Genomic DNA, 23273 nt, shown 5'->3' on the forward strand with positions numbered 1-23273 from the left:
TAGGGCAAGGGATGTCCGCAAAGGCGGACATTTCGCTGATTGAGTAAGTTCGGCCATAATTTCCTTCCCTCAATCTGCACGTTGCAAGAAGGCTTAGCGGCGGTCCATTAACCCGCTATGAGCTTACCCCTCGCGTTCCTCAAGCCATTCTTCGAGCCATTTGATCGAATAATCGCCATGCAGCACATCGTTTTGGCGCAGCAATTCCTGGTGCAACGGGATGTTGGTTTTGACCCCTTCGACCACCATTTCTTCCAAAGCGCGGCGCAGGCGCATGATGCAGCCTTCGCGGTTGCGGCCATAGACGATCAGTTTGGCGATCATGCTGTCGTAATAAGGCGGGATGGAATAGCCTGCGTAAAGCCCGCTATCGACCCGCACATGCATCCCGCCTGCCGGGTGGTAATAGGTGACCTTGCCGGGGGAGGGCGCGAAGTTGAACGGGTCTTCGGCATTGATCCGGCATTCGATGGCATGGCCTTTGAATTCCAGATCCTCTTGCGAAACAGACAAGGGTTTGCCCGCCGCAATGCGGATTTGTTCGCGCACCAGATCAACCCCGGTGATCGCTTCTGTCACGGGATGTTCAACCTGAAGGCGGGTGTTCATTTCGATGAAATAAAATTCGCCATCTTCCCACAGAAACTCGATAGTTCCTGCTCCGCGATAGGCCATATCGCGCATCGCTTTTGAGCACACCTCACCCATGCGCATGCGCTCTTCGTCGCTGATGACGGGTGAGGGCGCCTCTTCGAGCACCTTTTGGTGGCGGCGTTGGAGCGAGCAATCGCGTTCACCCAGATGGATTGCATTGCCATTGCCATCGCCGAACACCTGAAATTCGATATGGCGCGGATTGCCGAGATATTTCTCGATATAAACGGTCGCATCGCCAAAAGCGGCTTTTGCCTCTGACCCGGCCTGGCTCATCAGGGTTTCGAGCGTGTCTTCGCTCTCGCACACTTTCATGCCGCGCCCGCCGCCGCCGCTGGCCGCTTTGATGATGACGGGATAGCCGATTTCGGCAGCGATTTTCTTGCCTTCCTCGGGATCAGAAACCGCGCCAGCCGAACCGGGAACCAGCGGCAGACCGAGATCGCCCGCGGTTTTCTTGGCCTGAACCTTGTCGCCCATAGTGACGATGTGTTCGGGTTTGGGCCCGATCCATTTCAGCTCATGCGCTTCGACGATTTCGGCAAATTGTGCGTTTTCGGACAGAAAGCCATAACCGGGGTGGATCGCGTCGCATCCGGCAACCTCAGCAGCCGAAATGATGGCCGCGTGGTTGAGATAGCTTTCTGCCGCTGCAGGCGGGCCGATGCACACGGCATGGTCAGCCAGCCGCACATGCATGGCATCGGCATCGGCAGTGGAATGCACCGCGACCGTTTCGATCCCCATTTCATGCGCTGCACGGTGAATGCGCAGGGCGATCTCGCCGCGATTGGCGATCAGGATGCGAGTGATGCTCATGGGATCGATTACCCGATAACGACCAGCGGCTGGTCAAATTCCACCGGCTGGGCGTTTTCGATCAGGATCGCTTTGATTGTGCCCGATTTGTCGGCGGTGATGGGGTTCATCACTTTCATCGCCTCGACAATCAGCAGCGTGTCGCCTTCGGATACGCTGTCGCCAATTTTGACGAAATTGGGCTTGCCTGGCTCGGCGGCCAGATAGGCTGTGCCAACCATTGGCGATTTCAAGGCATCGGAATGGTCCGCTGCGGGCGCGTCCGTGCTGGCAGCGACGGGTGCTTCTGCGCTGGGCGCTGCGGCAACAGGTGCAGGCGCGATTGCCGCAGGAGCAGCGACAGGCGCTGCAACCGCGCCGCGCGCGACGCGAACCTTGCGATCATCGTCTTCGACTTCGATTTCGGTCAGCCCGGTTTCGGCGAGCAACTCCGCCAGCTCACGAACCAGTTCAATATCGACATTCATGCCAGACGCTGATTTTGATGCTTTGCGTCCAGCCGATGGCTTGTCATTGGCCATGCGTGCCCCTTGTTTCATGCGCCCCTGTGCCTTTGGGGCCGTTATGCTGTTGCCGATTATGCGTCCGCAATGCGGCTGGCAAGGGGCAATCTGTGAAAGGGGTGACTGTCGGAGAGGCTTTTGAGGCGCCGCGCCGGGCTAAGCTTTGCCGTCCGCCACCGCTTCCAATGCGAAGCGGTAGCTGTCTGGTCCGTGCCCTTCTACGGTCAGCGCGGCGGCCATGCCGACATAGGAGGTGCGGCGAAAATCCTCGCGCTGTTTGGGATCGGACAGATGCACTTCGATCACGGGCGTTTTGATCGCCTTGATTGCATCCAGCAGCGCGATGGATGTGTGCGTATAGGCCGCCGCATTCAGCAACACCGCGCGCGCGCCTTCCGCCTGCGCTTCGTGCAGCCAATCGACCATCATGCCTTCGTGATTGGTCTGGCGCATATCGATGTTGAAGCCCAGCTCGCCTGCGCGGTCTTCAAGCATGCCTGCGATTTCATCGAGCGTGGTATGCCCGTAAATCTCAGGCTCGCGCAGGCCAAGCAGGTTGAGATTGGGGCCGTTGAGGACGTAGATTGTTTTGGAAGCATCAGCCATAAGCGCGCAATAGCGTCAGGGTCACCAGGAAGGAAGAGGAAGGCTGTGAAACGCCAAATTGTTGCAGGTTTCGCTTATGCTGGGACGGTATTCGGGCTTTGCGCCTGTGCGCCAATTGATGCCCCGCTAATTGATACCGCGCCAAAGGATAAAGGGGATCTGACGGCAGGCTCACCCGATCTCGTCTCGCAGGCTGCGCGAGCGATTTCCGATGGTGATGCCAGAACGCTTAAAGCGATGCGATTTACTGCGGCCGGGTTTGATCTGATGCCGATCACAGTGACCGATCTGCTTGAGCGGATAGAGGGGTGCCAAAAGATCGCAGACTATCCGCGCGGCGAACCATTCATCACGCACCATCTCTATTTCGATTGTCCGAATGAACCGCCACCCACGCAAAAATACGCAAGCCCGATTGTGCTGGTCTCAATCGATCGCGCGAGTTCGCCCGATGTCTATGCTTTGATGCAGCATAAGCGGCTGGAGACGCCTGAATGCAAACGCCCCCAGCTGCCGGGTTAGACTATCGCAATTCTTATTTATCGACGCCTTTGACTTTGCCCCATTGGCGCGCGGCGGTGTAGCCGAGATAGCCGGTGCCGAACAGCGCATAAAGCGGTTCGGGAAGGCCATTGAGATAGGCGTTCATGCCCGCGCCAATATCGCGCGCAGCCGCCGGATCAAACGCGGCCAGAATGCCCATCGGCAGCGCCCACAGGATGATGAGATACATCACATAGAGAAAGCTGGGCCGGGCGCGGCTGGTCCATGGGTCTTGCGATTGCGCTTCGGCGACAATGGCTTTCAGACGGGTTTCGATCAGGTTCATTTCCTGACTGCCTTCGAGCTTTAACAGCTCCAATTGCGCCTTGGCGCGGGCCTCTTTGTCAGGGATAAGTTTATCGAGCAGCGATGTGATCGGGCCGATTAGGGTTTCGAGAATAGCCATGGGAGTTGCTCCGGTTGCGGGTGGGATTCGCGCATCGGATAACCAATATGGTTCGTGTAGGAAAATGAGGTAACTTTAAGTTGGTATCTCAGCGGCCTCTGCCAGCAGCCGTTCGGCCAGCGCCAGATGCGGTCGATCCAGCATCGCGCCATTCATCGCGACCACGCCTGCGCCCGGATTATCAGCAAAGGCCTGAACCACTGCGCGGGCGTGCTCGATTTCCTCAGCCGAGGGGGTGAAAGCGGTGTTGATGGGGCCAATTTGCGCCGGGTGGATTGCCAGCATCGCGCGAAAACCCGATGCGCGAACCGATCGCGCGCGTTTTTCCAGCGCTTCTAAATCGCGAAACTCGGGCTGCACCGTTTCAATCGGGGTAACGCCGGCCTCGACCGCCGCCAAAAGGCACAGGCTGCGCGCCAATTCATAGACATGCGCATATTCGCCACCGGGCCCGCGCTGCTGACTTGCGCCCAGCGCGCTCGATAAATCCTCTGCGCCCCAGCTCAGCCCGACCAGCCGCTCACGCCCCGAATAATCATCCGCATATTCGCGCGTCGTATACATTGCAGCCGCAGTCTCCGTGATGAGAGCGGCGATTTTGGTCGAGCCATGCGCCAATCCATGCGCGCTTTCCAACGCGGTGAGGTAGTGGTGCAATTGGGTGATGTCGGCTTTGCCTTCGGCTTTGGGCAGAAAGACGCCGCCTGGCACTGCGGGTATGATTGCGGCCAAATCCTGCACCGCATCGACCGTGGTCAAAGGATTGATCCGCACCCAAATCCGCGCTGTGTCCGCCGCCTGCTGCAATTGCGCGGCGACCTGTTTGCGCGCGGCGGGTTTGTTTTGCGGGCTGACCGAATCTTCCAGATCAAGCAGCGCAATATCAGCATCGCCGCCAATCGCTCTGGCCATTTTCTTGTCACTGTCGCCGGGCGCAAACAGCCAGCTGCGCATTTTGATCGTCATCGCTCTCGCCCTTTAGAAATTACACGGCCTGATTAGGCGCGTCAGAACGACCCTTCAATGGCGAGATTGAAAATGGTGCCAAAGCTGCGGTCGCGGTCTTCGGTAAAATCGACAATCCCTGCGGCCCGGTTGATAAAGACGGTGCGGTCAAACCTGTCCTGCTGATTGAGGACATTGCGGACCGATGCGCGGAATGTCAGCCCGGCAATATCCTTGTTTTCAACAAAGACACTCGCAAAGGCGAACGAATCCAGTTCAAGAGCAATTTCGTCCAATCGGACATTGGGTGTCTGTTCTTCATATTCAAGGCTGCCGCCAAAGGCCCAATTGGTGCCTTGCAGATCGTGGCGCAAATCGGTCTCAAGCCCGAATGTGGTGTTGCGCGATAATGTGCGCGGCGTGCCAAGCAGGGGGTCGATCACCGAGCTGTCGGTCAGCAGCACGCCGACATCCAAGCGCGTGCCGCGCCAGCCAAACCCTTCGGACAAAAGCGTGAGATCGCCTTCGATCCCGTAAAACTCAGCCGCTGGCAAATTGCCAACCGCCTGCCCGCCATCGGCCGTTGGCACCTGATCGACGATGTCCGAGATATCCTCGTAAAAAGGTCGCAGGTTCAGCGTGCCCATCTTGCCGAGGCTGACATTCGCTTCCACTTCGAACACCCAGCTTTGCGGGGGAACAAGATCAGCATTGGTCGCATCCTCACGTTCCTGATTGAGATCGACCGTGGCGATAAAGTCGAAGAAATCGAGCTGACCCACTTGCCGTTCGATACGGCTGGAAATGTTCACGCCGCTGCCTGCGTTCCAGTCTATTGCGACAAACCCTTTGGGCCGCCAGAAATCGCGGGTTTGCGCAAATTCGCCGCTTTGCGCGATGGTCGAGAATTCTGCACCGCCTGATAACTGCAATTGCAGCCCGCTCGCCAATTGGCGGCTGTAAGTGACACCCAGATCGGCGCGGTCTTCGTCCACCCGCGCGCTTGCCCCGTCAAAGTCTACCGGCTGCAAATTGCCTGCCGCATCGCGTTCTTCCAGGGTCGAGACAATATCGAGAAAATTGCGCGCGCCTTCGGCTGCGAACAGCAAATCACCACCCAAACCGCCGATATTGTATTCTGCTCGCGCAATCGTTTCGCCTTCATCGGCATCGCGCGCGAACACGGTGCCTTCATCCGGGCTGCCATCGGCGAAACTCAGCAAAACATCCGCGCGGGTGGGGCTGTCTTCATATCGGTGATAGCCGATCAGTTTGAGCTTTCCGGGGCCAAAGCGAAATTCGTAATCCGCGCCCAGCTCAAAGTTAAACTCATCCTCGCGCCGCTGGAAAAGCCGGGTGCGGTCAACTGGATCAATGGGGCTGGTGCGATCAGAGACTTCTTTGCTGCGGAAGAAAAAGCCTTGCACTTCGCCTGTCAGATTAAGGACATTGCCGCTATCGGCGGTGCGGGCAAAGGAACCCGACAGGCGCACGCGGTCGCCCGAAAAATTGGCCTGCTCCTCGCGCGTGTCGATCAGAGTGCCAGCGGCATCAAACACCCGTTCCAGCCCGTCATTGCCGCGGCGATTGGAATTGTTTCCCAGCGCAAGCGTCCATTCGGTCTTTTTGCCGCCGCCCGCCAATGAAACTTCGGCTTCCAACAGGCGCGCTGGCGTTCCGCGCGATCGAAACTGCGGGGCATACCGCCATTGGCCCGTGATCTTTCCGGTAGAAGCCGTGATGACATTGAGCACCTGCCCCGACAATCCGCCAATATCCAAGCTCGCGCCATCGACCAGTTCGAGCCGGACAACTTCTTCGGCAGGGATGCGGCCCAGGGCTGCAACCGGACCGTTCGATTTGCCTGAAATGCGCCGCCCATTGATCAGGACATTGGTATCCGCCTGGCCAAGTCCGCGCGCGCCGTCGCCTTCCTGAATGGAAAAGCCGGGCACTTGCCGCGCCATATCGAGCGCGCTGCGCGGGGCAAAGCGCGCAAAATCTTCGGGTGTGAACGCCGCGCGGGTCGATTCGTCCTGCACGGAGCTATCGGCTTCGCCTGCGATTGGGCCATTCGCCTCGGCTGCGATTGGGCCATCTGCTTCGCTTGCGATTGCGTCATCCAACAAGGCTTCATCGCCGGCCGCATTCTGCGCCATAACGGGCGCTGTGCAAAGGGCTGCAATCACGGCGGAATATGAGAGGAAAGCGGCGCGCATAGGCGACAAGAACGGTCGGGTGGGCATGAAAGTTCCTTGCGCTTACCCGAAACAATTCAACAGTGTTAATCGATGAATGCTCCACTGGTCGGGACGATAGGATTCGAACCTACGACCCCCACACCCCCAGTGTGATGCGCTACCAGACTGCGCTACGTCCCGTTCCAGTGGAGGCGGGCTCCTTAGAGCGGGTGAGAGATGCTTGCAAGAACCTTTGATACACGCTGTTCACCAGCTTGCCTGACAGCGTGCCCAACAGCGTCCGTTGCGGCCTTCTTGCAATGCTGCTAGGCGCGCCCACTTATCCCATGGGACACGGGAGGGATTTGGCAGAGCATCACGCTTTCGCCGCCTGCTTGACCCCAGTTTAGATTTACACAGAAACGGGCGACACACGTGATTATCGACATTTTGGCTGCAGCAGGCGCGGGCGCAGAAGCACCGCCAGCATGGATAAACTTCCTTCCCATTATCGGGATGGTCGCGATCTTCTGGTTTCTGATTATCCGCCCACAGATGAAGCGCCAGAAAGAGCATCAGACCAAAATTGGCAGTGTCAAAAAAGGCGATCAGGTTGTGACCGCTGGCGGGCTTGTCGGCAAAGTGGCCAAGGTTTCTGATGAATATGTCGAAATTGATCTGGCCAAGGATGTCCGGGTGAAAGCGGTCAAGGCAACCTTGGGCGACATTATCGAACCCGGCGGCAAACCGGCCAACGATTGACGTGCATTGGCCCTATGCCAAGCCCCATACACATACCCAGCCTGACACAGCCAGCAAACAGACAGAAGATTAAGCCGACATGCTAGAATTTCCCCTTTGGAAAAGACTGACCTTGTGGGGCCTTACGCTTGCGGCTTTTGCTGCGGCGATGCCTTCGCTGTTGAGCACAGCCGGGGTGAATATTCCCGATGATGTGTCCGCGCCTTCGATCAATCTGGGGCTGGATTTGGCCGGTGGTTCGCACCTTTTGCTCGAAGCGAAAGAAGACGACATCGCAGCGCAGCGTCTGCAAAACCTTGAAGAGAATGCCCGGCGCGAATTGCGCGGGGCAGAGCCGCGCATCCGGTTTGGCGATGTGTCGACCGCAAATGGCCGGCTCAGCTTCATGCTCAATGATGTCGCCGATATCGACCGCGCACGCGGCGTGCTTGAGCCCATGCTGGAAGGGACCGCCAACGCCACCCGCCAGTGGGAATTGAGTGTTGTTGATACCCAGCGCGTCGTGTTGTCACCAACGTCAGGCGGCAACAGTCAGGCGATTGACGATGCGATGGACAGCGCCACCGAAGTTGTGCGCCGCCGGATTGACGCGCTTGGCACGCGTGAGCCGACGATTATTCGTCAGGGCGATACGCGCATTGTGGTGCAGGTGCCGGGCCTTGAAGACCCGCAGGCACTCAAAGATCTGCTGGGCAAGACCGCACAGCTCGAGTTTAAGCTGGTCGATGACAGCGCTTTGCCAACGCAGGTGCAGGCAGGTGTCGCGCCTCCGGGAAGCCAGATTTTCCCGTTTGCCGCTGACACTGATCAGGCAGGCACCTTGATTGCGGTTGAAAGGCTGGGCGGTATTCGCGGGGATAGCCTGACCGATGCGAGGGCAGGCGTAGACCAGCGCAACAACGAAGATGTCGTCTCGATCCAGTTTGACAGCCAGGGCGGGCAAAAATTCGCAAAGCTTTCAACCGAGAATGTGAACAAGCGCTTTGCCATCATTCTGGATGGCGAGGTGATTTCAGCGCCCGTGTTCAACGAACCAATCCTTGGCGGATCGGCGCAAATTTCGGGCAGTTTCAATTCAGAAACCGCCAATGAGCTGGCGATCCAATTGCGCTCAGGCGCGCTGCCGGTGCCGCTGACCGTGGTCGAAGAGCGCAGCGTGTCTGCCGAGTTGGGCGCCGATTCCATCCGCAGCGGGATGCTGGCGATGATGATTGGCAGCCTCGCGGTTATCACCTTGATGATCGCAACCTATGGCCGGTTCGGCATCTATGCGACGATTGCGCTGGTATTTAACGTGGTTGGCCTTTTGGGCCTGATGGCGATTGGCAATTTCACGCTGACTTTGCCTGGTATTGCTGGTTTCGTGCTGACAGTGGGCGCGGCGGTGGATGCGAACGTCCTTATCAATGAACGCATTCGCGAAGAACGAAAGCGCGGACGCAAAGTCATCGCGGCGGTTGAGAATGGGTATAAAGAAGCCAGCCGCGCGATTTACGATGCGAACATCACCAACTTTATCGCAGGCGTATTGCTCTTGAGCTTTGGTTCTGGCCCCGTGCGCGGCTTTGCCATTGTGCTTATCATCGGGCTGGTCACATCGGTGTTCACTGCCCTTATGCTGACGCGGATGTGGGTGGCCGATTGGCTGCGCAAAACCCGTCCGACAGATATCAACATTTAAGGGGAGGGGAGACCAATGAAACTGCTTAAACTCGTCCCTGCTGACACGAATATCAAATTCCTCAAACTGCGCGTGCCGTTCTTTGCGGTTAGCATGCTGCTGGTCATCGCAAGCTGGGCTTTGGTGTTCACCCAAGGGCTTAATTACGGCGTGGATTTTGCCGGCGGTCAAGAAGTGCGACTGACTTTCGAAGAGCTGGAAGAAGCGCCTATCGCTGACCTGCGCACAAAGGTTGCAGACCTCGGCTATGGCTCTCCCATCGTGCAGGAATTTGGCGCGCCCAATGCGGTGTCGATCCGCGTGCCTTTGCCCGACGGAGCAGAGGATGAAGCGGGCGCCGCGACCAAGATCGGTAACGAGGTTATCAGCACCATCTCATCCGAATTCCCCGGTGTGCGCACCGATGGCAACGACACGGTTTCGGGCAAAGTGGCAGAGGAATTTCAGACGCAGGCGATCCTTGCGCTTGGCCTCGCAATGCTGGGAGTTGCGCTGTATATCTGGGTGCGGTTTGAGTGGCAGTTCGGCGTGGGCGCGCTGTTCGCGCTGTTCCACGATGTGTCGCTGACGCTGGGGATGTTCTCGCTGTTCCAGCTTGAATTCAGCCTTCAGATTATCGCCGCGATCCTTGCGCTGATTGGCTATTCACTGAACGACACCATTGTCGTCTATGACCGCATCCGCGAGAACCTTAAGAAGTTTCGCAAGATGCAGCTGCCCGAATTGCTCGACCTGTCGGTGAATGAAACGCTCGCGCGCACGGTGATGACATCGTTGACGTTGCTTGTGGCGATGCTGCCGCTGCTGTTCTTTGGCCCGGCCAGCTTGTTCGGCCTGGTGGCGGCGATCACCGCTGGCCTGTTCTTCGGCACTTATTCAAGCGTCTATCTCGCATCGCCGATCCTGATCTGGCTGGGAGTGGATTCGAACAGTTTCGTGCCGCAGGAAACCGAAGCAGACCGTCAGGAAAACAAGGCAAGGGCAGCCGCCGCGCGCGGGAAAGCGTAAAGGGATTTACCGCGCGCTGGCGACTTTCTCAAAATGCGCGGCGAGTTCGGCGGCGTTTTGTTCCCAGCTGAACCTTTGCGCAAATTGCGCGGCATCCTGCCTGCGCGGCGGGGCGTTCAGCACGGCTTTCACCCCCTTTGCCACGGCATCAGGAGTGCGCTGCTCCAGCAATCGGCCCGCGGCATCCCCCGTGATAAGTTCGCGCGCGCCGCCCACATCGCAGGTCACAACGGGCGTGCCGCAGGCAAGCGCTTCGACCCAGGCATTGGCGAGCCCTTCATTGCTGGTGGGGAGCACCATCGCATCCGCCGATGACAGGATCAGCGGCAGCATGTCATGATCGAGCGAACCGGCAAAATGCACCCGGTCATCAACGCCCAGATCGCGCGCCAGATCGCCCAGCTTTTCGCGGTCCTCTCCTTTGCCGACAAGCACAAGATGCGCGCCGGATATCTGCGGCAAAGCGGCGATTGTAATATAGTGCCCTTTGCGATCAATCAGGGCGCCAACGCCAACTAGCAAAGGCGCAGTGTCGGGCAGGTCGAATGCAAGCTGAGCGCTGAGCTGAGAGCGCAATTGCGTGTGATTGAGCGGGCGGAACCGGTCCCGGTCCAGCCCGGTGTAATGCAGCGAAATCTTGTTTTCCGGCATGCCCATCGCCGCCATATGCCGCGCCAGATCTGCGCTGACAGCCAGCAATCCGCTTGCCGCTGATGCTGCCTCGACCATCTGTTCACGCGCGAAATCCTGACCGCCCCAATAGGTGATGTCGCTTCCGCGTGCCTTAATCGAAAAGGGCAGGCGAAGCTCGCGCGCGATGGCGGCAGCGGCAGGGCCATCGGGAAAGAAGAACTGCGCATCGACAACGTCAATGGGCCGGTTTTTGTGGATGCTTTCAATAAGCGGCAAAGCGGCCTTGGCAATGGCGGCGGCATTGCGGCGCGCGCCGATTTTGGGGATCAGAGTAAAGCGCGGGCGGTGGATCACCACGCCGTTTTCCTCAGCGGTGGCAGGCAGATCGGCAAGGCCGCGATACCGGCCCAGTGCAATCGGCGGCAAGCCAATGGGATTGATGCAGGTCACGCGCCAATCGCCCCGCTTTGCCAGCGCTTCCAAAGAACGCGCAACAAATGTCCCAAATCGCGGATTAATCGGATTGGGATAAAGCGTGCTGAGCGACAGGACGTGTTTCACGGTGTGCCTTCTTCATGCGCCTTGGATGAGTTGGAGCAGCCTAGCGGATGCACGTTAAGAGCGCCTGACTGGCAAGCTGCGTTTTGCCTCACAGCGGCCGAACCAGCATCGCGGCAAGCGCGATCCATGGCGGGTTATCAACCACTTGCTGTTTCTCGCCTGCACCGGGCGGCAAAACCCCTACCAATGTGCCGCGCCGGTCAATCAGGCGGCCAAAGGCAAACCGCCCACCGGGACGCGGGATCAGGCAATCGCGATTGATCGCCTCGCCAGCGTCTTCGGGCCGCAATTGGCGCATGAAAATCGTATCGCCGGGGCGGTATTCGCCCATGCTGGCAGTCACGCTGATCGCCATCAGCGCTTCGGTATCGGAGATTGCGCCGAAATCGGTTGGGAGCACTGCCTCGCGCGGGGCGGAAAGCGCGATAGGGCCGCTTGCTTCCAGCTCAGCCACAACTTGCGGGGCGGGCGCGGTTTCCGACCGGACCAAGCTTTGCGGATCAACATCCAGCGCCGCGCCTATTCGGTCCATCCATTTGATCGACAGATTGCGCATACCTGTTTCAAGCCGCCCAATGGTTTGCGCGGTGGTGGGCGGGGTGCATGCCTCAGCCAATTCGGCCAATGTCATGCCCTTGGCTTTGCGAATATCGCGAATGCGATTGATCACGAATGCGCTCCTTTTGCAAAATTTGTACGAAATCACTTTCCTACAGATGTGGTGAAAGTGCAAGGCACCGTTTCACCATTCCGGTGATAAGGGGTCATGCAATGCCACGCAAACTGGTCGAACGCGAATTGACAAGCGAGGGGCCGCGCCACGGTTCAAGCGCGCGGGGGAAACGCCGCACGGTTACTATCAATCTTGGCGAAAGCCCGCTTGCCTGGCTGCATTCGCGCGGGCATCTGGATGATCGGTTGTTCGATGCAGGCGAAGCGCTGAGGCGCGATTACGAATATGCGCAATTGTCACCCAGTGTGACGATGCGCTGGGATCCTGTGCGAGTAAAGAGCACAGGCGATCAGGGGCTTACCCAAGGCGAGCGGCAGATCGTCGCCAAACAAAGGTTCGATGCGGCTTTGGCAGAAGCGGGCAAGGGGCTGGAAGATATCCTGTGGCGCGTCGTGTGCGCAGGCGAGGGATTGCCCGAGGCGGAAAAATCGCTCGGCTGGCCGGTGCGCAGCGGCAAATTGGTGCTCAAACTGGCGCTTGACCGGGTGGCCGATTTTTACCGGATCACGTGATCTTCATTCCTCAGAAGTGCCGTAGAGAAAACGCTCTTCCACGATCTTGCCATCCTTGACCGTGTAAAGGCCCACTTCTTTCATCTGAGAGCGTTCGCCGAACATCGTCACGTCCATACCGAAATTGACCGCAAACTGGTCCCCATAGACATAGGGCCCTTCGGTTGTGGTCGAGTGCACCTCGGTGTTGTCAAACCACCATTGATGTTTTGCTAGCAAAGCCTCGCGTCCTTCCACGCGGGACATCTCTCCGTCTGCAGGTTCCAGGCTGACAATGTCGTCTGACCAAAAGGATTGATACGCCTCAGCATCGTCATCTTTGACTGCTTGAGTGAAATCTTTGGCAAGTTGTTCGATAGACATGGTGATCCTCCCGATTTTTTTGCGTCTTTGCATTTGTGCCGCGTAATTGTGGCAACAGCGCGTCAGACGAGCGCTTTCGAAACGGCTCTGCGCAGGCGCGGCACGGTTTCTGTTTCGAACCACGGGTTTTTGCCGGCCCACATCCGCACTCGCCATGATGGGTGGGGCAGCGGGATGACAGGCGCATAGTCAGCGCCATTTTTGACGCGCTGCGTCAGCGAAAGCTTGCGCGTTTCGGGAAGGTAATACGCCTGCGCATAAGAGCCGACCAGAAGTGTCAGCGCGCCCAGCGGCAGGGTTTCCAGAACCCGCGCATGCCATTGGGGCGCGCATTCGGCGCGAGGGGGCGCATCGCCGCCTTTCGCCTTACCGGGATAGCAAAACCCCATGGGTATCAGCGCCACATTGTCTGGGTCGTAAAAGGCCGCTTTATCCAGCCCCAGCCATTCGCGCAGGCGGTCACCGCTGTCATCATCCCAGGGGATGCCGCTGGCGTGGACTTTCGTGCCGGGCGCTTGCCCAATGATGAGGATGCGCGAGCGGGCCGAAAATTGCACAACCGGGCGGGGGCCAAGCGGCAGATTGTCAGCGCAAAGAGTGCATGCGGAAATCTCGCTGTGTAGCTTTGCGGCGGCGCTGCTCGCGCTCACCCTTCGACCTGTTCAGCCAGATCCAGCCAGCGTTCTTCGGCTGCATCCTTTTGCGTTTGCGCGTTCTCCAGCCCCTTGGAAATTGTCGCAAAACGCTGAGGGTCTGAGGCAAACAGATCAGGGTCAGCCAGGATAGTTTCTGCCTTGGCGATGGCGGCTTCCAGTTCCTCTATCCGGGTGGGAAGCTGTTCGTAATCGCGCTGGTCCTTGAAGGAGAGTTTTGCCGATGGGGACGCGGGTTTTTTTGGTTCGGGCTGAGCAGTGGCGGGCGATGCTGCGGCGCGCTGCTTTTGGACCACCGGCTGGCGCCGTTTCGCCTGCCAATCCTCATAGCCGCCAGCAACGATATCCACCCGGCCCGTGCCATCAAGGCCCAGCGTCACTGTCACCGTGCGATCCAGAAAATCGCGATCATGGCTCACAATCAGAACGGTGCCGTCGAAATCCGCGATCACTTCTTGCAGCAAATCAAGCGTTTCCAGATCAAGGTCATTGGTCGGTTCATCCAGCACCAGCAGATTGGCCGTGCGCGCAAATTCGCGAGCGAGCAGCAGGCGTGACCGTTCCCCGCCTGACAATATGCCGACTTTGGTGTCGACGATTTTGGGATCGAACAGAAAATCCTTGAGATAAGCCTGCACGTGCTTGCGCGCGCCGCGCACATCAATCCAGTCGCCGCCTTCTGCCAGAATATCGCGCACGCTTGCGCCGGGTTCTAGCAGCTTTCTCTGCTGGTCAATCATCACCCCTGACAATGTGCGCGCATGAGTGATTTTGCCGCTGTCTGGCTCCAGTTCGCCAGTCAGCATTTTGAGCAGCGTTGTTTTGCCCGCTCCATTGGCACCGACAATCCCGATGCGGTCACCTTTCTGGATGCGCAGCGTGAACGGTTTGATGATCGCGCGGCCATCATAGGATTTCGAAATGCCCTCGGCGACGATGACTGATTTCGATTTGAAATCCTCATCATTGGCCAGCTTCAGTTTGGCAGAGCTGCTGTCCGATATCATCGCTGCACGCGCCGCGCGCATTTGGTGCAGTTTTTCCAGCCGTCCCTGATTGCGCTTGCGCCGCGCGGTGACGCCGCGTTCGAGCCAATGCGCTTCCAGTTTCAGTTTCGCATCAAGCTTTTCCGCCGCGCGCGCTTCTTCTGCATAGACGGCGTTTTCCCACGCCTCATATCCGCCAAAGCCAACTTCCTTGCGCCGCAAAGTCCCCCGGTCGAGCCACAGGGTTGCGCTGGTCAGACGTTTCAGAAATGTCCGGTCATGGCTGATCGTGATAAACGCGCCTTTGTATCGTTTGAGCCAATCCTCCAGCCAGTCAATCGCGCCAAGATCGAGGTGGTTGGTCGGCTCATCCAGCAGCAGCAGATCGGGGTCCTGTGCCAATGCGCGCGCAATCGCAGCGCGGCGTTTTTCGCCGCCGCTCGCTGACAGCGCATCACGCGCCATATCGATGCCAAGCTGTCCGGCGATGCTCTCCACTTCGTGCGCGGCTGGAGCGTTATCGCCCGACAGCGCAAAATCCATCAGAGTGGGGAACGAGGAAAGGTCGGGTTCCTGCTCCAGAAACACAATCCGCATATTGGGTTTGACCCGGCGCGTGCCGCGATCCATTTCGATGCGGTCATCAATCAGTTTGAGCAAAGTCGTTTTGCCCGCGCCATTGCGCCCGATCAGCGCAAGGCGATCACGCGGGCCGATATGCAAATCAATCGGTTCTGCGCCTTGGCCAGGTTGCGGACCGCCAAACAGCCAGCGCCCGCCTTGTTGCAGGCCAAGCCCTTCGAGGCTGAGGATCGGTGGTTGTGCCATGGAAAAGCGCAGGTAGGGGCTTGCAAGGCTGCCGACAAGTCGGTTCAGTATCTGCTCACATGCACAGCGGCATCGCGCCCCGCGCAGGAGGAGATGAATATGATCCGCACTTTGATGATCGCGCTGGCTGCCGGAATGGTGGCTGCACCCATGATTGCCGCGCCCGGCGCCGCCCATGCTGCAACGGTTGAGATCGAGGCGGAAGGCCCGGTGATCGAATTGAGCGTGTATGAAAGCGTGACGGCGGACCCCGATATCGTCACCATCAGCGCCGGCGTCACCAGCGAAGCGGTGAGCGCGGTGGCCGCTTTGCGTGAAAACTCGGTTCAGATGCGCGCGGTGATTGACCGGATCAAAGCGCTGGGCGTCGCTGACAAAGATATTCAGACCACCGGCATCAATCTGAATGCGCAATATGATTATAACCGCGAAAATCGCCGCCAGATCTTTCGCGCCTATCAGGTGTCGAACCGGGTCAGCGTAAAGCTGCGCAATATTGAAGAGACAGGCGAGGCATTGGATGCGCTGGTCAGTGCAGGCGCAACCGATCTGGCTGGCCCCTCGTTTGGTCTCGAAGATGACGAGGCTGCTAAGGACGAAGCGCGCAAACGCGCGATTGAACGCGCCAGCGCGCGCGCCAATGCCTATGCCGAAATGCTGGGATATGAAGGCGCAAAAGTGCTTGAGATCAACGAGACAATTCGCGCCACAGGTTCGGTTCAGCGTGCGGCTTTGCGGGTTGAGGCGGCTGATGTTGCAGCAGCCCCGACCGCGCCGGTCCAGCCCGGTCAGGTCAGCACCGGGGTTTCGATGACCATCAAATATGAGCTTATCGGCGGCGGCGATGATAGTGAGGGGTAATGCGGGCGGCGATACGGGCGGCGATGCAGGCAGCTGTGCAGGCTAGGGCTGATTGACACCTCTTAACGAGCCTGAATGCCCAGCAACGCCAATATTCACTGCTTGTTCAATGCTGCGGGAGTAGGCATGACAATATTATGACACGCTTCTTCTCTTTAGTCTTCGGCTTATGCGCTGCGGTTTTGCTGGCTGGATCGGGTATGATCGCCACCGGGGCTGCCGCGCTTGATCGGCAAATTGCGCAGGATCAGCAACGCGGCGATCAGGGTGAGGCGCGCCGGGAGATGAAAGCGGGCAATCAATTGTCGCTGCGCCAGATTGAACGGCGCATCCTGCCGCAGATGAAAGGCAGCGAATATCTGGGCCCCACATACGATCTCGACCGCGCGGGCCTATCGCCTGAAATTTATCAAGCAAGGCCGCGTGACCTATGTCGATGTCGATGCCCGTACGGGCCGTATTATTTCGCGCTCGCGGTAGAATTCATAAAAGGTGACAGCGAAACAGGCGGTGATCGCGCAGGCAGATTGCTTGACGCGCGTTCAGCAAACGCTCACCACTTCTCACAAATCTCAAAGCAAAATGGTGGACTATGCGGATCCTGATTGTCGAAGATGAACCCACATTGGGCCAGCAATTGAAATCAACGCTGGAACAAACAGGCTATGCCGTCGATCTGTCAACGGACGGGGAAGACGGGCACTTTCTGGGCAGCACCGAAGATTACGATGCGGTGATCCTTGATCTGGGTTTGCCGGAAATTGATGGCCTGTCGGTGCTCGGCATGTGGCGCAAGGAAGGCCGCGATTTTCCTGTGCTGGTTCTGACCGCGCGCGACAGCTGGTCTGACAAAGTCGCTGGCCTTGATGCAGGCGCGGATGATTACCTCGCCAAACCTTTCCAAACCGAAGAGCTGATTGCTCGCCTGCGCGCGCTTATCCGGCGTGCATCGGGGAACACATCATCGGAACTCACCGCCGGCAATGTGCGGCTGGATACGCGTTCTGGCCGGGTGACTTTGGATGGTGAGCCGGTCAAACTGACCGCGCAGGAATATAAGCTGCTGTCCTATCTGATGCACCACAAAGGCAAGGTCGTCAGTCGGACTGAGTTAATCGAACATATCTATGATCAGGATTTCGACCGCGATTCGAACACAATTGAAGTGTTCGTCACTCGCATCCGTAAAAAACTTGGCGCAGAAGTGATAACAACGATCCGTGGCCTCGGTTACAGCCTCGACGACCCCAAAGACGCGCCAAGAGCGTAACAACGCTGGCGCTGCCGTGCAGGAAGCCGACACCGCTTCTGCCGGGGTAAAGCCGAGCCAGCAATCCGCGCCGGTTCCTGCGCCTTCCAAGGGTCCGCACGGTGCTGGTCAAGAATCCACCATGCGATCCAGCCTTGCGCGCCGGATGGGCTTGATCGCAGCGGTGTGGATTGTCGTGCTGCTTTTGGGCGGCGGCATCGCGCTTGAGCGCACTTTAACAGCGCAAGTTCGTTCCAATTCCGATGAGCAACTGGACTACATCCTCACCGCGATGATCGCGTCGGCCGAAATCGACCCGTTTGGCGAGATTTATTTTGACCGGGGGCTGGGCGATCAGAAATTCCTCGAGCCCAATAGCGGCCTGTATTACCAGATCAATGGCGACGGATATGAACCCTGGCCATCGCGCAGCCTGTGGGACCGCACGCTTGATATCGAAAGCGTGCCCGCTGATGCCGACAGCTTTGACAGCGATGTTCAGTTTTACGATTCCAATGAATTTGACGGCGAGCCTTTGCGCATTGCCAAACGCACAGTGATCCTGCCGGGCAATGAAACCCGCTGGACTTTTGCTGTGGCCAGCGCGACGCAGGAAGTGGACGCGCAGATATCGCGGGTTCAGCTGATCCTGATCTGGAGCTTTGCGGTTTTGGGGCTGGGCCTGTTCCTGATGGCTCTGTTCCAGATCCGTTATGGCCTCTCGCCACTGCGCCGGGTTCGCGCGGCCATCCAGAAATTGCGCACGACAGGCGATAACCGCATCACCGATCCGCTGCCAGCCGAAGTGCAACCTCTGGTAGAAGAGGTGAACGCGCTGCTCGAACATACGGAAAACCAAGCGGAGGAAGCGCGGATGCATGCGGGCAATCTGGCCCATGCATTGAAGACACCGCTGACGGTGCTGACCAATGCTGCGACCGCACGCGCTCCTGATCTGTCCGATGCCGTGTTCCGCGAAACGCGCACAATGCAGCGCCATGTGGATCACCACCTTGCCCGCGCCCGCGCTGTGGGTCGCCGCGCGGTGGGCCAATCGCGCACAGAGCTTCGCCCCAGCGCCGAAGCGGTCCGCCGCGCGGTGGAACGGCTTTATCCTGAAGGGCGGCTTGACATTGCAGGCGGCAAGGAAACGGTGGTCGCGATTGAGCGGCAAGACTTGGACGAAATCCTCGGCAACCTCATTGAGAACGCCGCCAAATATGGCGGGGGCAGTGTGTTCGTGACGCTCGATGTGCATCCCGATAACGATGTCTGCCTGATCCATATCGAGGATGACGGCACCGGCATCCCAGAAGAGGCGCGCACCGATATCTTCGATCGCGGCGCGCGGCTGGATACCAACAAGCCGGGCACCGGGCTTGGCCTCGCGATTGTGCGCGATGTGGTGCAAATCTACGGCGGCGATGTGGTATTGGGATCAAGCGAGGATCTGGGCGGATTGCTTGTCGAACTGCAATTGCCGCGGGCGTGAGGGACGCCCTTGACCTCGCATTTGTCTCGACTTGGGCGAGTCAAGAACCTCTGGTGAAGCGAGCTTATGTGTTTGGTTCTAGAGCGCGCGGCGACTTTAGGCAGCACAGTGATCTGGATATTGCAGTCCAACTATTTAGTAAGCCGAACGAAAATGAAGAAACTACGGCGTTGCTTGAACGAACCCAACTACAAACCAAACTGCAGGAATGCACCCATGTAAAAATCGATTTATGGGTCATGCTTCGTGATGATGAGATAGTTACCCCGGCTGTCCGAAGCGAGGGCATATTGCTCTATAAGAGCGATTAGCGCGCTCCGTTATTTATCCCGCGCACGCTCGTGGTGGCGGATCACTTCGTCGATGATGAAACGCAGGAATTTCTCCGAAAACTCAGGGTCCAGATCAGCCGCTTCAGACAATCCGCGCAGCCGCTCGATCTGGCGCTTTTCGCGGTCTGGATCAGCCGGCGGCAACGTCACTTTGGCCTTATATTCGCCCACCGCCTGTGTGATGCGAAACCGTTCTGCCAGCATGTGAATGATCGCTGCATCGATATTGTCGATGCTTTTGCGATAGCTGGCGAGCACGGGATCATCCCCCAATGCGGTTTGCGCCGCCAATGATGATACGGTGCCGGGCGTGTGCGTTTGATCGGACATAGCTTGCAAAGCTAGCAGCAATTGAGCGCTTGCCAAGCTTCGCCGTTGTCCCCAAATGCTTCACGATGACTGCAGATATCGTTCCTTTGCCGCGCAAAAACCCCACGCTTGAACCCATGCTGTCTCTTACAGCGACGGGCATGAACAGTGTAAACTCGGTTATTCTGGACCGGATGCAGAGCGAAATCCCTCTTATTCCGCGCCTTGCAGGGCATTTGATTTCGGGCGGAGGCAAACGGCTTCGTCCTATGCTGACATTGGCCGGTGCTGAACTGGTCGGGTATCAGGGCACACGCCATCACAAGCTGGCCGCAGCGGTTGAATTCATCCACACCGCAACTTTGCTGCATGATGATGTGGTTGATGGCAGCGAACTGCGCCGGGGCAAAGCGGCGGCAAACATCATCTTTGGCAATCCGGCAACTGTGCTGGTGGGCGATTTCCTGTTCAGCCGCGCATTTGAACTGATGACCGAGGATGGCAGCCTCAAAGTGCTCAAAATACTCAGCCATGCCAGCGCCGTGATTGCAGAAGGCGAAGTGTCGCAATTGACTGCACAGCGCCAGATTGAAACGAGCGAAGAGCGCTATCTCCACATTATCGGCGCAAAAACCGCCGCTTTGTTTGCCGCTGCCAGCCAGATCAGCGCGGTGGTGGCCGAATGCAGCGAAGAGCAGGAACGCGCGCTCGAAGATTATGGACGCAATCTGGGGGTTGCGTTCCAATTGGTTGATGATGCGATTGATTACTCCTCAGATGCGGCTGAAATGGGCAAGGATCAGGGCGATGATTTTCGTGAAGGCAAAATGACGCTGCCGGTCATCCTCGCCCATGCACGCGGCAGCGAAGATGAGCGCAAGTTCTGGAAACAGGCGATCCTTGGCCACCGATCATCCGATGATGATCTGGCGCATGCGATTGATCTTATAGAAAAGCACAACGCGGTCGAAGATACGCGCGAAAAGGCGCGGCATTTTGCCCAGCGCGCGATTGATGCGATCTCGATCTTCCCCGACAGCAAAGCGCGCGCGGCCATGGGCGAAGCGGCGCAATTTGCAGTCGCGCGGGGGTATTGATCGCGCTAGTCATCGGGCTGTGAGACCCGATCTTCCCATACATGCAGTCTTGCCAGAAATCCGCGAGGCGATGGCTTTGCGCGGCGCGGCGGTTTTGATCGCGCCGCCGGGGGCAGGCAAGACCACTGCGATAGCTCCCGAACTCATCCGCGACGAATGGTGCAGCGGCCAGATCATCCTCACATCGCCGCGCCGGGTTGCCGCGCGCGCAGCGGCGGAACGCATGGCAGAAATGCTGGACGAAAAACCGGGTGAGACGGTCGGCTATATGACCCGGCTCGACAGCAAAACATCGGCCAAAACCCGCATTTTTGTGGTGACAGAGGCGATTTTGGTGAACCGGCTGGTGGATGATCCGGAATTGCCCGGCGTTTCCGCCATCCTGTTTGATGAAGCGCATGAACGGCATCTGGATAGCGATCTGGGGCTGGCGCTTGCTTTGGAAACGCGCGGGGTTTTGCGCGATGATCTGCGTGTGCTGGTGATGTCGGCAACGATTGATGGCACCCGTTTTGCCAGGCTGCTGGGCGATGATGCGGCGGTGCTGAAAAGCGAAGGCCGCGCATATCCGCTCGAAATCCGGTGGCTGGGGAGCGATCCCGCTTTGGCGGTGGAGGATCAGGTTGCCAATGGCGTGATGACCGCTTGGCGCGAACAGGATGCCGGCGATATCCTCGCCTTTCTGCCCGGCGTGCGCGAAATTGAGCGCGTGCGCGAACGGCTGGAGACGCGCCTGCCAGGTACACCTGTCCTGCCGCTGCACGGACAGATTGATCCGGCAGGCCAACGCGCCGCGATCCGCCGCGATGCCGAGGGCCGGCGCCGGATTGTGCTCGCCAGCGCGATTGCTGAAACTTCGCTGACTTTGGACGGAGTTTCCATCGTGGTCGATAGCGGCCTTGCGCGGATGGCCGAATTTGACCGGGCCGCGGGCACCACCCATCTCGTGACGAAACGCGCTAGCCAGGCCGCCGCCACGCAAAGGGCAGGGCGCGCCGCGCGGCAGGGGCCGGGCATTGCCTATCGCTTGTGGGAAGAAGGCGGGCATCTGGGCCGCCCGGAATTTGCGCCGCCTGAGATTGAAACCGCCGATCTTGCAGGCCTGCTTTTGACGCTAGCCAAATGGGGGAGAGTGATCCGGCTAACCTCGCCTGGCTTGATCCGCCGCCCGGTGCCTCAATTGCTGCGGCGCAGGCGCTGCTCGAGCCTTTGGGGGCGCTGGCATCTGACGGGCGAATTACGCCTTGGGGCGAAAGTATCGCCGCAATGCCCATGGCACCCGATCAGGCGGCAGCGGTGCTGTATGGCGCGCAAAATGGCTGCGCAGAAGATACCGCGATGCTGGTGATGCTGATGCAGGAACGCGGCCTTGGCGGGCGGGGGGAGGATTTGGCGCAGCGCCGCGCGCGTTGGCAGACGGAGCGGTCCAATCGCGCGCAAAGCGCCCGGCGCATTGCGCAAGGGTGGGCGCGCAAGGCGGAGAGTTTGGTGGGCGACGTGCAGCTATCGGGCGCGCACTATGACGCGGTGCAATGCCTTGCGCTGGCGCGGCGGGATTTTGTGGCGAAACGGCGCGACCACGGGGCGGAACATTGGCTGAGCGCAGGCGGGCGCGGTTTCCGGCTGGACCCTGCATCGCCGCTAGCGCAGGCGGAATGGATCGTAATTGGCGATGCGCAGGGCCTTGCAAAAGGCGCGCGGATCACCAGCGGGATTGCGCTGGAATACAGCGACTTGGAAGCGATTTTTGCCGCGTCGCTCGAAGACACCACCAAGATAAGCTGGAACGCAGGCAAAAGCCGGATCGAGGCCGCGCGTGAAAAGCGGTGGGGCGCGATAGTCATCAACCGCGCCGCTGTCCCTGTGCCTGAGGGGCAGGGGGGTGTGGATATCCTCGTGGATAAGGCTCTGGATAGAATAGGGGGTAAGTCCGGGGACAATCCGCTGGATAACTCCGGCACAGATGGGGGAGAATTGTTTCCGCCAGGCTTCCTTGCGCGGGCTCAATTTGCGCAGATTGACGCGTTGTCGCCCGCCGCTTTGCGCGAAAATGCGAGCCTGTGGCTCGAGCCTTTGCTCAGCGGCAGGCGCGATCTGAACCTGCCGCCAAGCGATTTTGCCGAGGCGGCTCTTGGCATGCTCGATTGGAACATGCGCCAGCGGTTGGAAAAAGACGCGCCCACGCATTTCACCTCGCCTGCCAATACGCGCCACGCCATCGATTACGGCGGTGATGATGCGCCCTGTGCTGAGGTGCGGGTGCAGGCGATGTTTGGCCTTGATAGCCACCCGATGATTGGCACCGCGCCATTGCTGCTGAAAATGACCAGCCCCGCTGGCCGCCCGATCCAGTCCACGCGCGATCTGCCCGGTTTCTGGCGCGGGAGCTGGGCCGATGTGGTGCGCGATATGAAAGGCCGCTATCCCAAACACCGCTGGCCTGAGCAGCCGTGGACCGAAAAACCCAGCCTTAAGACCAAAAACAGATTTGAACGCGGCTAGAACATTGAGTATTGCGCTGCGAAGAACAGCCGCAGGAACGGGCGCGCAGCGACCG

At 58.8% G+C, this 23273-nt stretch carries 23 protein-coding genes, 1 tRNA gene and 1 pseudogene; 12 read left to right on the forward strand and 13 right to left on the reverse strand.

From position 1 onward, the window contains the following. Positions 1-123 precede the first annotated feature (123 nt). The 3 genes from accC to AC0V6W_RS13830 form a co-directional block, all read right to left on the reverse strand. Positions 124-1473 carry an acetyl-CoA carboxylase biotin carboxylase subunit gene (accC, locus tag AC0V6W_RS13820; protein WP_486150923.1) on the reverse strand — a complete coding sequence of 450 codons (1350 nt, stop codon included), beginning with the start codon at positions 1471-1473 and terminating at the stop codon, positions 124-126. A gap of 8 nt (positions 1474-1481) precedes the next feature. Beyond that, the gene (gene accB, locus AC0V6W_RS13825) at positions 1482-1940 is read right to left on the reverse strand and encodes an acetyl-CoA carboxylase biotin carboxyl carrier protein (protein ID WP_486151647.1); all 459 of its coding nucleotides are present in this window, start codon (positions 1938-1940) and stop codon (positions 1482-1484) included. Between the two features lie 192 nt (positions 1941-2132). Next, positions 2133-2582, reverse strand: a complete 450-nt coding sequence (locus tag AC0V6W_RS13830) for a type II 3-dehydroquinate dehydratase (RefSeq protein WP_486150925.1) — start codon at positions 2580-2582, stop codon at positions 2133-2135. A 45-nt stretch (positions 2583-2627) separates the two neighbouring features. Here AC0V6W_RS13830 and AC0V6W_RS13835 point away from each other — a divergent pair, with 45 nt between their 5' ends. Continuing rightward, positions 2628-3104, forward strand: a complete 477-nt coding sequence (locus AC0V6W_RS13835) for a hypothetical protein (RefSeq protein WP_486150927.1) — start codon at positions 2628-2630, stop codon at positions 3102-3104. Positions 3105-3117: 13 nt separating this feature from the next. Here the strand turns inward: AC0V6W_RS13835 and AC0V6W_RS13840 are convergent, their stop codons facing one another. From AC0V6W_RS13840 to AC0V6W_RS13855, 4 genes are all read right to left on the reverse strand, one after another. Next, positions 3118-3531 carry a holin family protein gene (locus tag AC0V6W_RS13840; RefSeq protein ID WP_486150929.1) on the reverse strand — a complete coding sequence of 138 codons (414 nt, stop codon included), beginning with the start codon at positions 3529-3531 and terminating at the stop codon, positions 3118-3120. Between the two features lie 75 nt (positions 3532-3606). Continuing rightward, on the reverse strand, positions 3607-4497 hold the full coding sequence (locus AC0V6W_RS13845) for an HpcH/HpaI aldolase/citrate lyase family protein (protein WP_486150931.1): 891 nt from the start codon (positions 4495-4497) through the stop codon (positions 3607-3609). 41 nt (positions 4498-4538) lie between these two features. Then, positions 4539-6722 carry a TonB-dependent receptor plug domain-containing protein gene (locus tag AC0V6W_RS13850; protein WP_486150933.1) on the reverse strand — a complete coding sequence of 728 codons (2184 nt, stop codon included), beginning with the start codon at positions 6720-6722 and terminating at the stop codon, positions 4539-4541. 58 nt (positions 6723-6780) lie between these two features. Beyond that, positions 6781-6857 (reverse strand) — tRNA-Pro (locus AC0V6W_RS13855). A gap of 237 nt (positions 6858-7094) precedes the next feature. Here AC0V6W_RS13855 and yajC point away from each other — a divergent pair. The 3 genes from yajC to secF all read left to right on the forward strand — a co-directional run bounded on the left by yajC (position 7095) and on the right by secF (position 10107). Beyond that, the gene (gene yajC / locus AC0V6W_RS13860; protein WP_486151649.1) at positions 7095-7418 is read left to right on the forward strand and encodes a preprotein translocase subunit YajC; all 324 of its coding nucleotides are present in this window, start codon (positions 7095-7097) and stop codon (positions 7416-7418) included. Positions 7419-7497: 79 nt separating this feature from the next. Then, complete coding sequence (secD, locus tag AC0V6W_RS13865; protein ID WP_486150935.1) at positions 7498-9099, forward strand: protein translocase subunit SecD; 1602 nt, start codon at positions 7498-7500, stop codon at positions 9097-9099. Between the two features lie 15 nt (positions 9100-9114). Continuing rightward, positions 9115-10107: a protein translocase subunit SecF gene (gene secF / locus AC0V6W_RS13870; protein ID WP_486150937.1), complete on the forward strand. Its 993-nt coding sequence runs from the start codon at positions 9115-9117 to the stop codon at positions 10105-10107. A 6-nt stretch (positions 10108-10113) separates the two neighbouring features. Here the strand turns inward: secF and AC0V6W_RS13875 are convergent, their stop codons facing one another. Beyond that, the gene (locus AC0V6W_RS13875; RefSeq protein WP_486150939.1) at positions 10114-11301 is read right to left on the reverse strand and encodes a glycosyltransferase; all 1188 of its coding nucleotides are present in this window, start codon (positions 11299-11301) and stop codon (positions 10114-10116) included. A gap of 88 nt (positions 11302-11389) precedes the next feature. Continuing rightward, a complete protein-coding gene (locus tag AC0V6W_RS13880; protein ID WP_486150941.1) occupies positions 11390-11971 on the reverse strand; it encodes a helix-turn-helix domain-containing protein in 582 nt (193 codons plus the stop codon). A gap of 101 nt (positions 11972-12072) precedes the next feature. On the opposite strand from AC0V6W_RS13880, the gene AC0V6W_RS13885 reads away from it, so the two are divergent. After that, a complete protein-coding gene (locus tag AC0V6W_RS13885; protein ID WP_486150943.1) occupies positions 12073-12546 on the forward strand; it encodes a DUF6456 domain-containing protein in 474 nt (157 codons plus the stop codon). 3 nt (positions 12547-12549) lie between these two features. Here the strand turns inward: AC0V6W_RS13885 and AC0V6W_RS13890 are convergent, their stop codons facing one another. From AC0V6W_RS13890 to AC0V6W_RS13900, 3 genes are all read right to left on the reverse strand, one after another. Continuing rightward, the gene (locus tag AC0V6W_RS13890) at positions 12550-12909 is read right to left on the reverse strand and encodes a SnoaL-like domain-containing protein (RefSeq protein ID WP_486150945.1); all 360 of its coding nucleotides are present in this window, start codon (positions 12907-12909) and stop codon (positions 12550-12552) included. A 62-nt stretch (positions 12910-12971) separates the two neighbouring features. Beyond that, on the reverse strand, positions 12972-13559 hold the full coding sequence (locus tag AC0V6W_RS13895) for a uracil-DNA glycosylase family protein (RefSeq protein ID WP_486150947.1): 588 nt from the start codon (positions 13557-13559) through the stop codon (positions 12972-12974). Further along, entirely contained in the window at positions 13556-15376 is a 1821-nt protein-coding gene (locus tag AC0V6W_RS13900; protein WP_486150949.1) for an ABC-F family ATP-binding cassette domain-containing protein, read from the reverse strand. Before AC0V6W_RS13900 ends, AC0V6W_RS13895 begins: the two co-directional genes overlap by 4 nt. Before the next feature lie 99 nt (positions 15377-15475). Between AC0V6W_RS13900 and AC0V6W_RS13905 the strand changes: the two genes are divergently transcribed. The 5 genes from AC0V6W_RS13905 (at position 15476) to AC0V6W_RS13925 (ending at position 19289) form a co-directional block, all read left to right on the forward strand. Continuing rightward, the gene (locus tag AC0V6W_RS13905; protein WP_486150951.1) at positions 15476-16237 is read left to right on the forward strand and encodes an SIMPL domain-containing protein; all 762 of its coding nucleotides are present in this window, start codon (positions 15476-15478) and stop codon (positions 16235-16237) included. A gap of 137 nt (positions 16238-16374) precedes the next feature. Next, positions 16375-16842 (forward strand): hypothetical protein, encoded by a 468-nt coding sequence (locus tag AC0V6W_RS13910; protein WP_486150953.1) that lies wholly within the window; start codon positions 16375-16377, stop codon positions 16840-16842. Then, on the forward strand, positions 16830-17507 hold the full coding sequence (locus AC0V6W_RS13915) for a response regulator transcription factor (protein ID WP_486150955.1): 678 nt from the start codon (positions 16830-16832) through the stop codon (positions 17505-17507). The genes AC0V6W_RS13910 and AC0V6W_RS13915 overlap by 13 nt, the downstream gene beginning before the upstream one ends. Positions 17508-17628: 121 nt before the next feature. Continuing rightward, positions 17629-18978, forward strand: a complete 1350-nt coding sequence (locus AC0V6W_RS13920; protein ID WP_486151651.1) for a sensor histidine kinase — start codon at positions 17629-17631, stop codon at positions 18976-18978. After that, complete coding sequence (locus tag AC0V6W_RS13925; protein ID WP_486150957.1) at positions 18975-19289, forward strand: nucleotidyltransferase family protein; 315 nt, start codon at positions 18975-18977, stop codon at positions 19287-19289. The genes AC0V6W_RS13920 and AC0V6W_RS13925 overlap by 4 nt, the downstream gene beginning before the upstream one ends. 9 nt (positions 19290-19298) lie before the next feature. On the opposite strand, the gene AC0V6W_RS13930 is transcribed toward AC0V6W_RS13925, so the two are convergent. Then, positions 19299-19640, reverse strand: coding sequence for a chorismate mutase (locus tag AC0V6W_RS13930; RefSeq protein WP_486150959.1), 342 nt, complete (start codon positions 19638-19640; stop codon positions 19299-19301). A gap of 65 nt (positions 19641-19705) precedes the next feature. On the opposite strand from AC0V6W_RS13930, the gene AC0V6W_RS13935 reads away from it, so the two are divergent. Both AC0V6W_RS13935 and hrpB read left to right on the forward strand, forming a co-directional pair. After that, on the forward strand, positions 19706-20716 hold the full coding sequence (locus AC0V6W_RS13935) for a polyprenyl synthetase family protein (protein WP_486150961.1): 1011 nt from the start codon (positions 19706-19708) through the stop codon (positions 20714-20716). A gap of 70 nt (positions 20717-20786) precedes the next feature. After that, positions 20787-23218 (forward strand): annotated as a pseudogene (hrpB, locus tag AC0V6W_RS13940) (ATP-dependent helicase HrpB). Positions 23219-23273: the final 55 nt, after the last annotated feature.

The sequence above is a fragment of the Erythrobacter sp. JB1-7 genome, assembly GCF_057365015.1.

Bases quoted from the DNA above. Each gene is read 5' to 3' on its own strand.
- accC (WP_486150923.1), bottom strand. From the start codon at position 1,473: ATGAGCATCACTCGCATCCTGATCGCCAATCGCGGCGAGATCGCCCTG.
- accB (WP_486151647.1), bottom strand. From the start codon at position 1,940: ATGAATGTCGATATTGAACTGGTTCGTGAGCTGGCGGAGTTGCTCGCC.
- AC0V6W_RS13830 (WP_486150925.1), bottom strand. From the start codon at position 2,582: ATGGCTGATGCTTCCAAAACAATCTACGTCCTCAACGGCCCCAATCTC.
- AC0V6W_RS13840 (WP_486150929.1), bottom strand. From the start codon at position 3,531: ATGGCTATTCTCGAAACCCTAATCGGCCCGATCACATCGCTGCTCGAT.
- AC0V6W_RS13845 (WP_486150931.1), bottom strand. From the start codon at position 4,497: ATGACGATCAAAATGCGCAGCTGGCTGTTTGCGCCCGGCGACAGTGAC.
- AC0V6W_RS13850 (WP_486150933.1), bottom strand. From the start codon at position 6,722: ATGCCCACCCGACCGTTCTTGTCGCCTATGCGCGCCGCTTTCCTCTCA.
- secD (WP_486150935.1), top strand. From the start codon at position 7,498: ATGCTAGAATTTCCCCTTTGGAAAAGACTGACCTTGTGGGGCCTTACG.
- secF (WP_486150937.1), top strand. From the start codon at position 9,115: ATGAAACTGCTTAAACTCGTCCCTGCTGACACGAATATCAAATTCCTC.
- AC0V6W_RS13885 (WP_486150943.1), top strand. From the start codon at position 12,073: ATGCCACGCAAACTGGTCGAACGCGAATTGACAAGCGAGGGGCCGCGC.
- AC0V6W_RS13890 (WP_486150945.1), bottom strand. From the start codon at position 12,909: ATGTCTATCGAACAACTTGCCAAAGATTTCACTCAAGCAGTCAAAGAT.
- AC0V6W_RS13900 (WP_486150949.1), bottom strand. From the start codon at position 15,376: ATGGCACAACCACCGATCCTCAGCCTCGAAGGGCTTGGCCTGCAACAA.
- AC0V6W_RS13905 (WP_486150951.1), top strand. From the start codon at position 15,476: ATGATCCGCACTTTGATGATCGCGCTGGCTGCCGGAATGGTGGCTGCA.
- AC0V6W_RS13910 (WP_486150953.1), top strand. From the start codon at position 16,375: ATGACACGCTTCTTCTCTTTAGTCTTCGGCTTATGCGCTGCGGTTTTG.
- AC0V6W_RS13915 (WP_486150955.1), top strand. From the start codon at position 16,830: ATGCGGATCCTGATTGTCGAAGATGAACCCACATTGGGCCAGCAATTG.
- AC0V6W_RS13920 (WP_486151651.1), top strand. From the start codon at position 17,629: ATGCGATCCAGCCTTGCGCGCCGGATGGGCTTGATCGCAGCGGTGTGG.
- AC0V6W_RS13930 (WP_486150959.1), bottom strand. From the start codon at position 19,640: ATGTCCGATCAAACGCACACGCCCGGCACCGTATCATCATTGGCGGCG.
- AC0V6W_RS13935 (WP_486150961.1), top strand. From the start codon at position 19,706: ATGACTGCAGATATCGTTCCTTTGCCGCGCAAAAACCCCACGCTTGAA.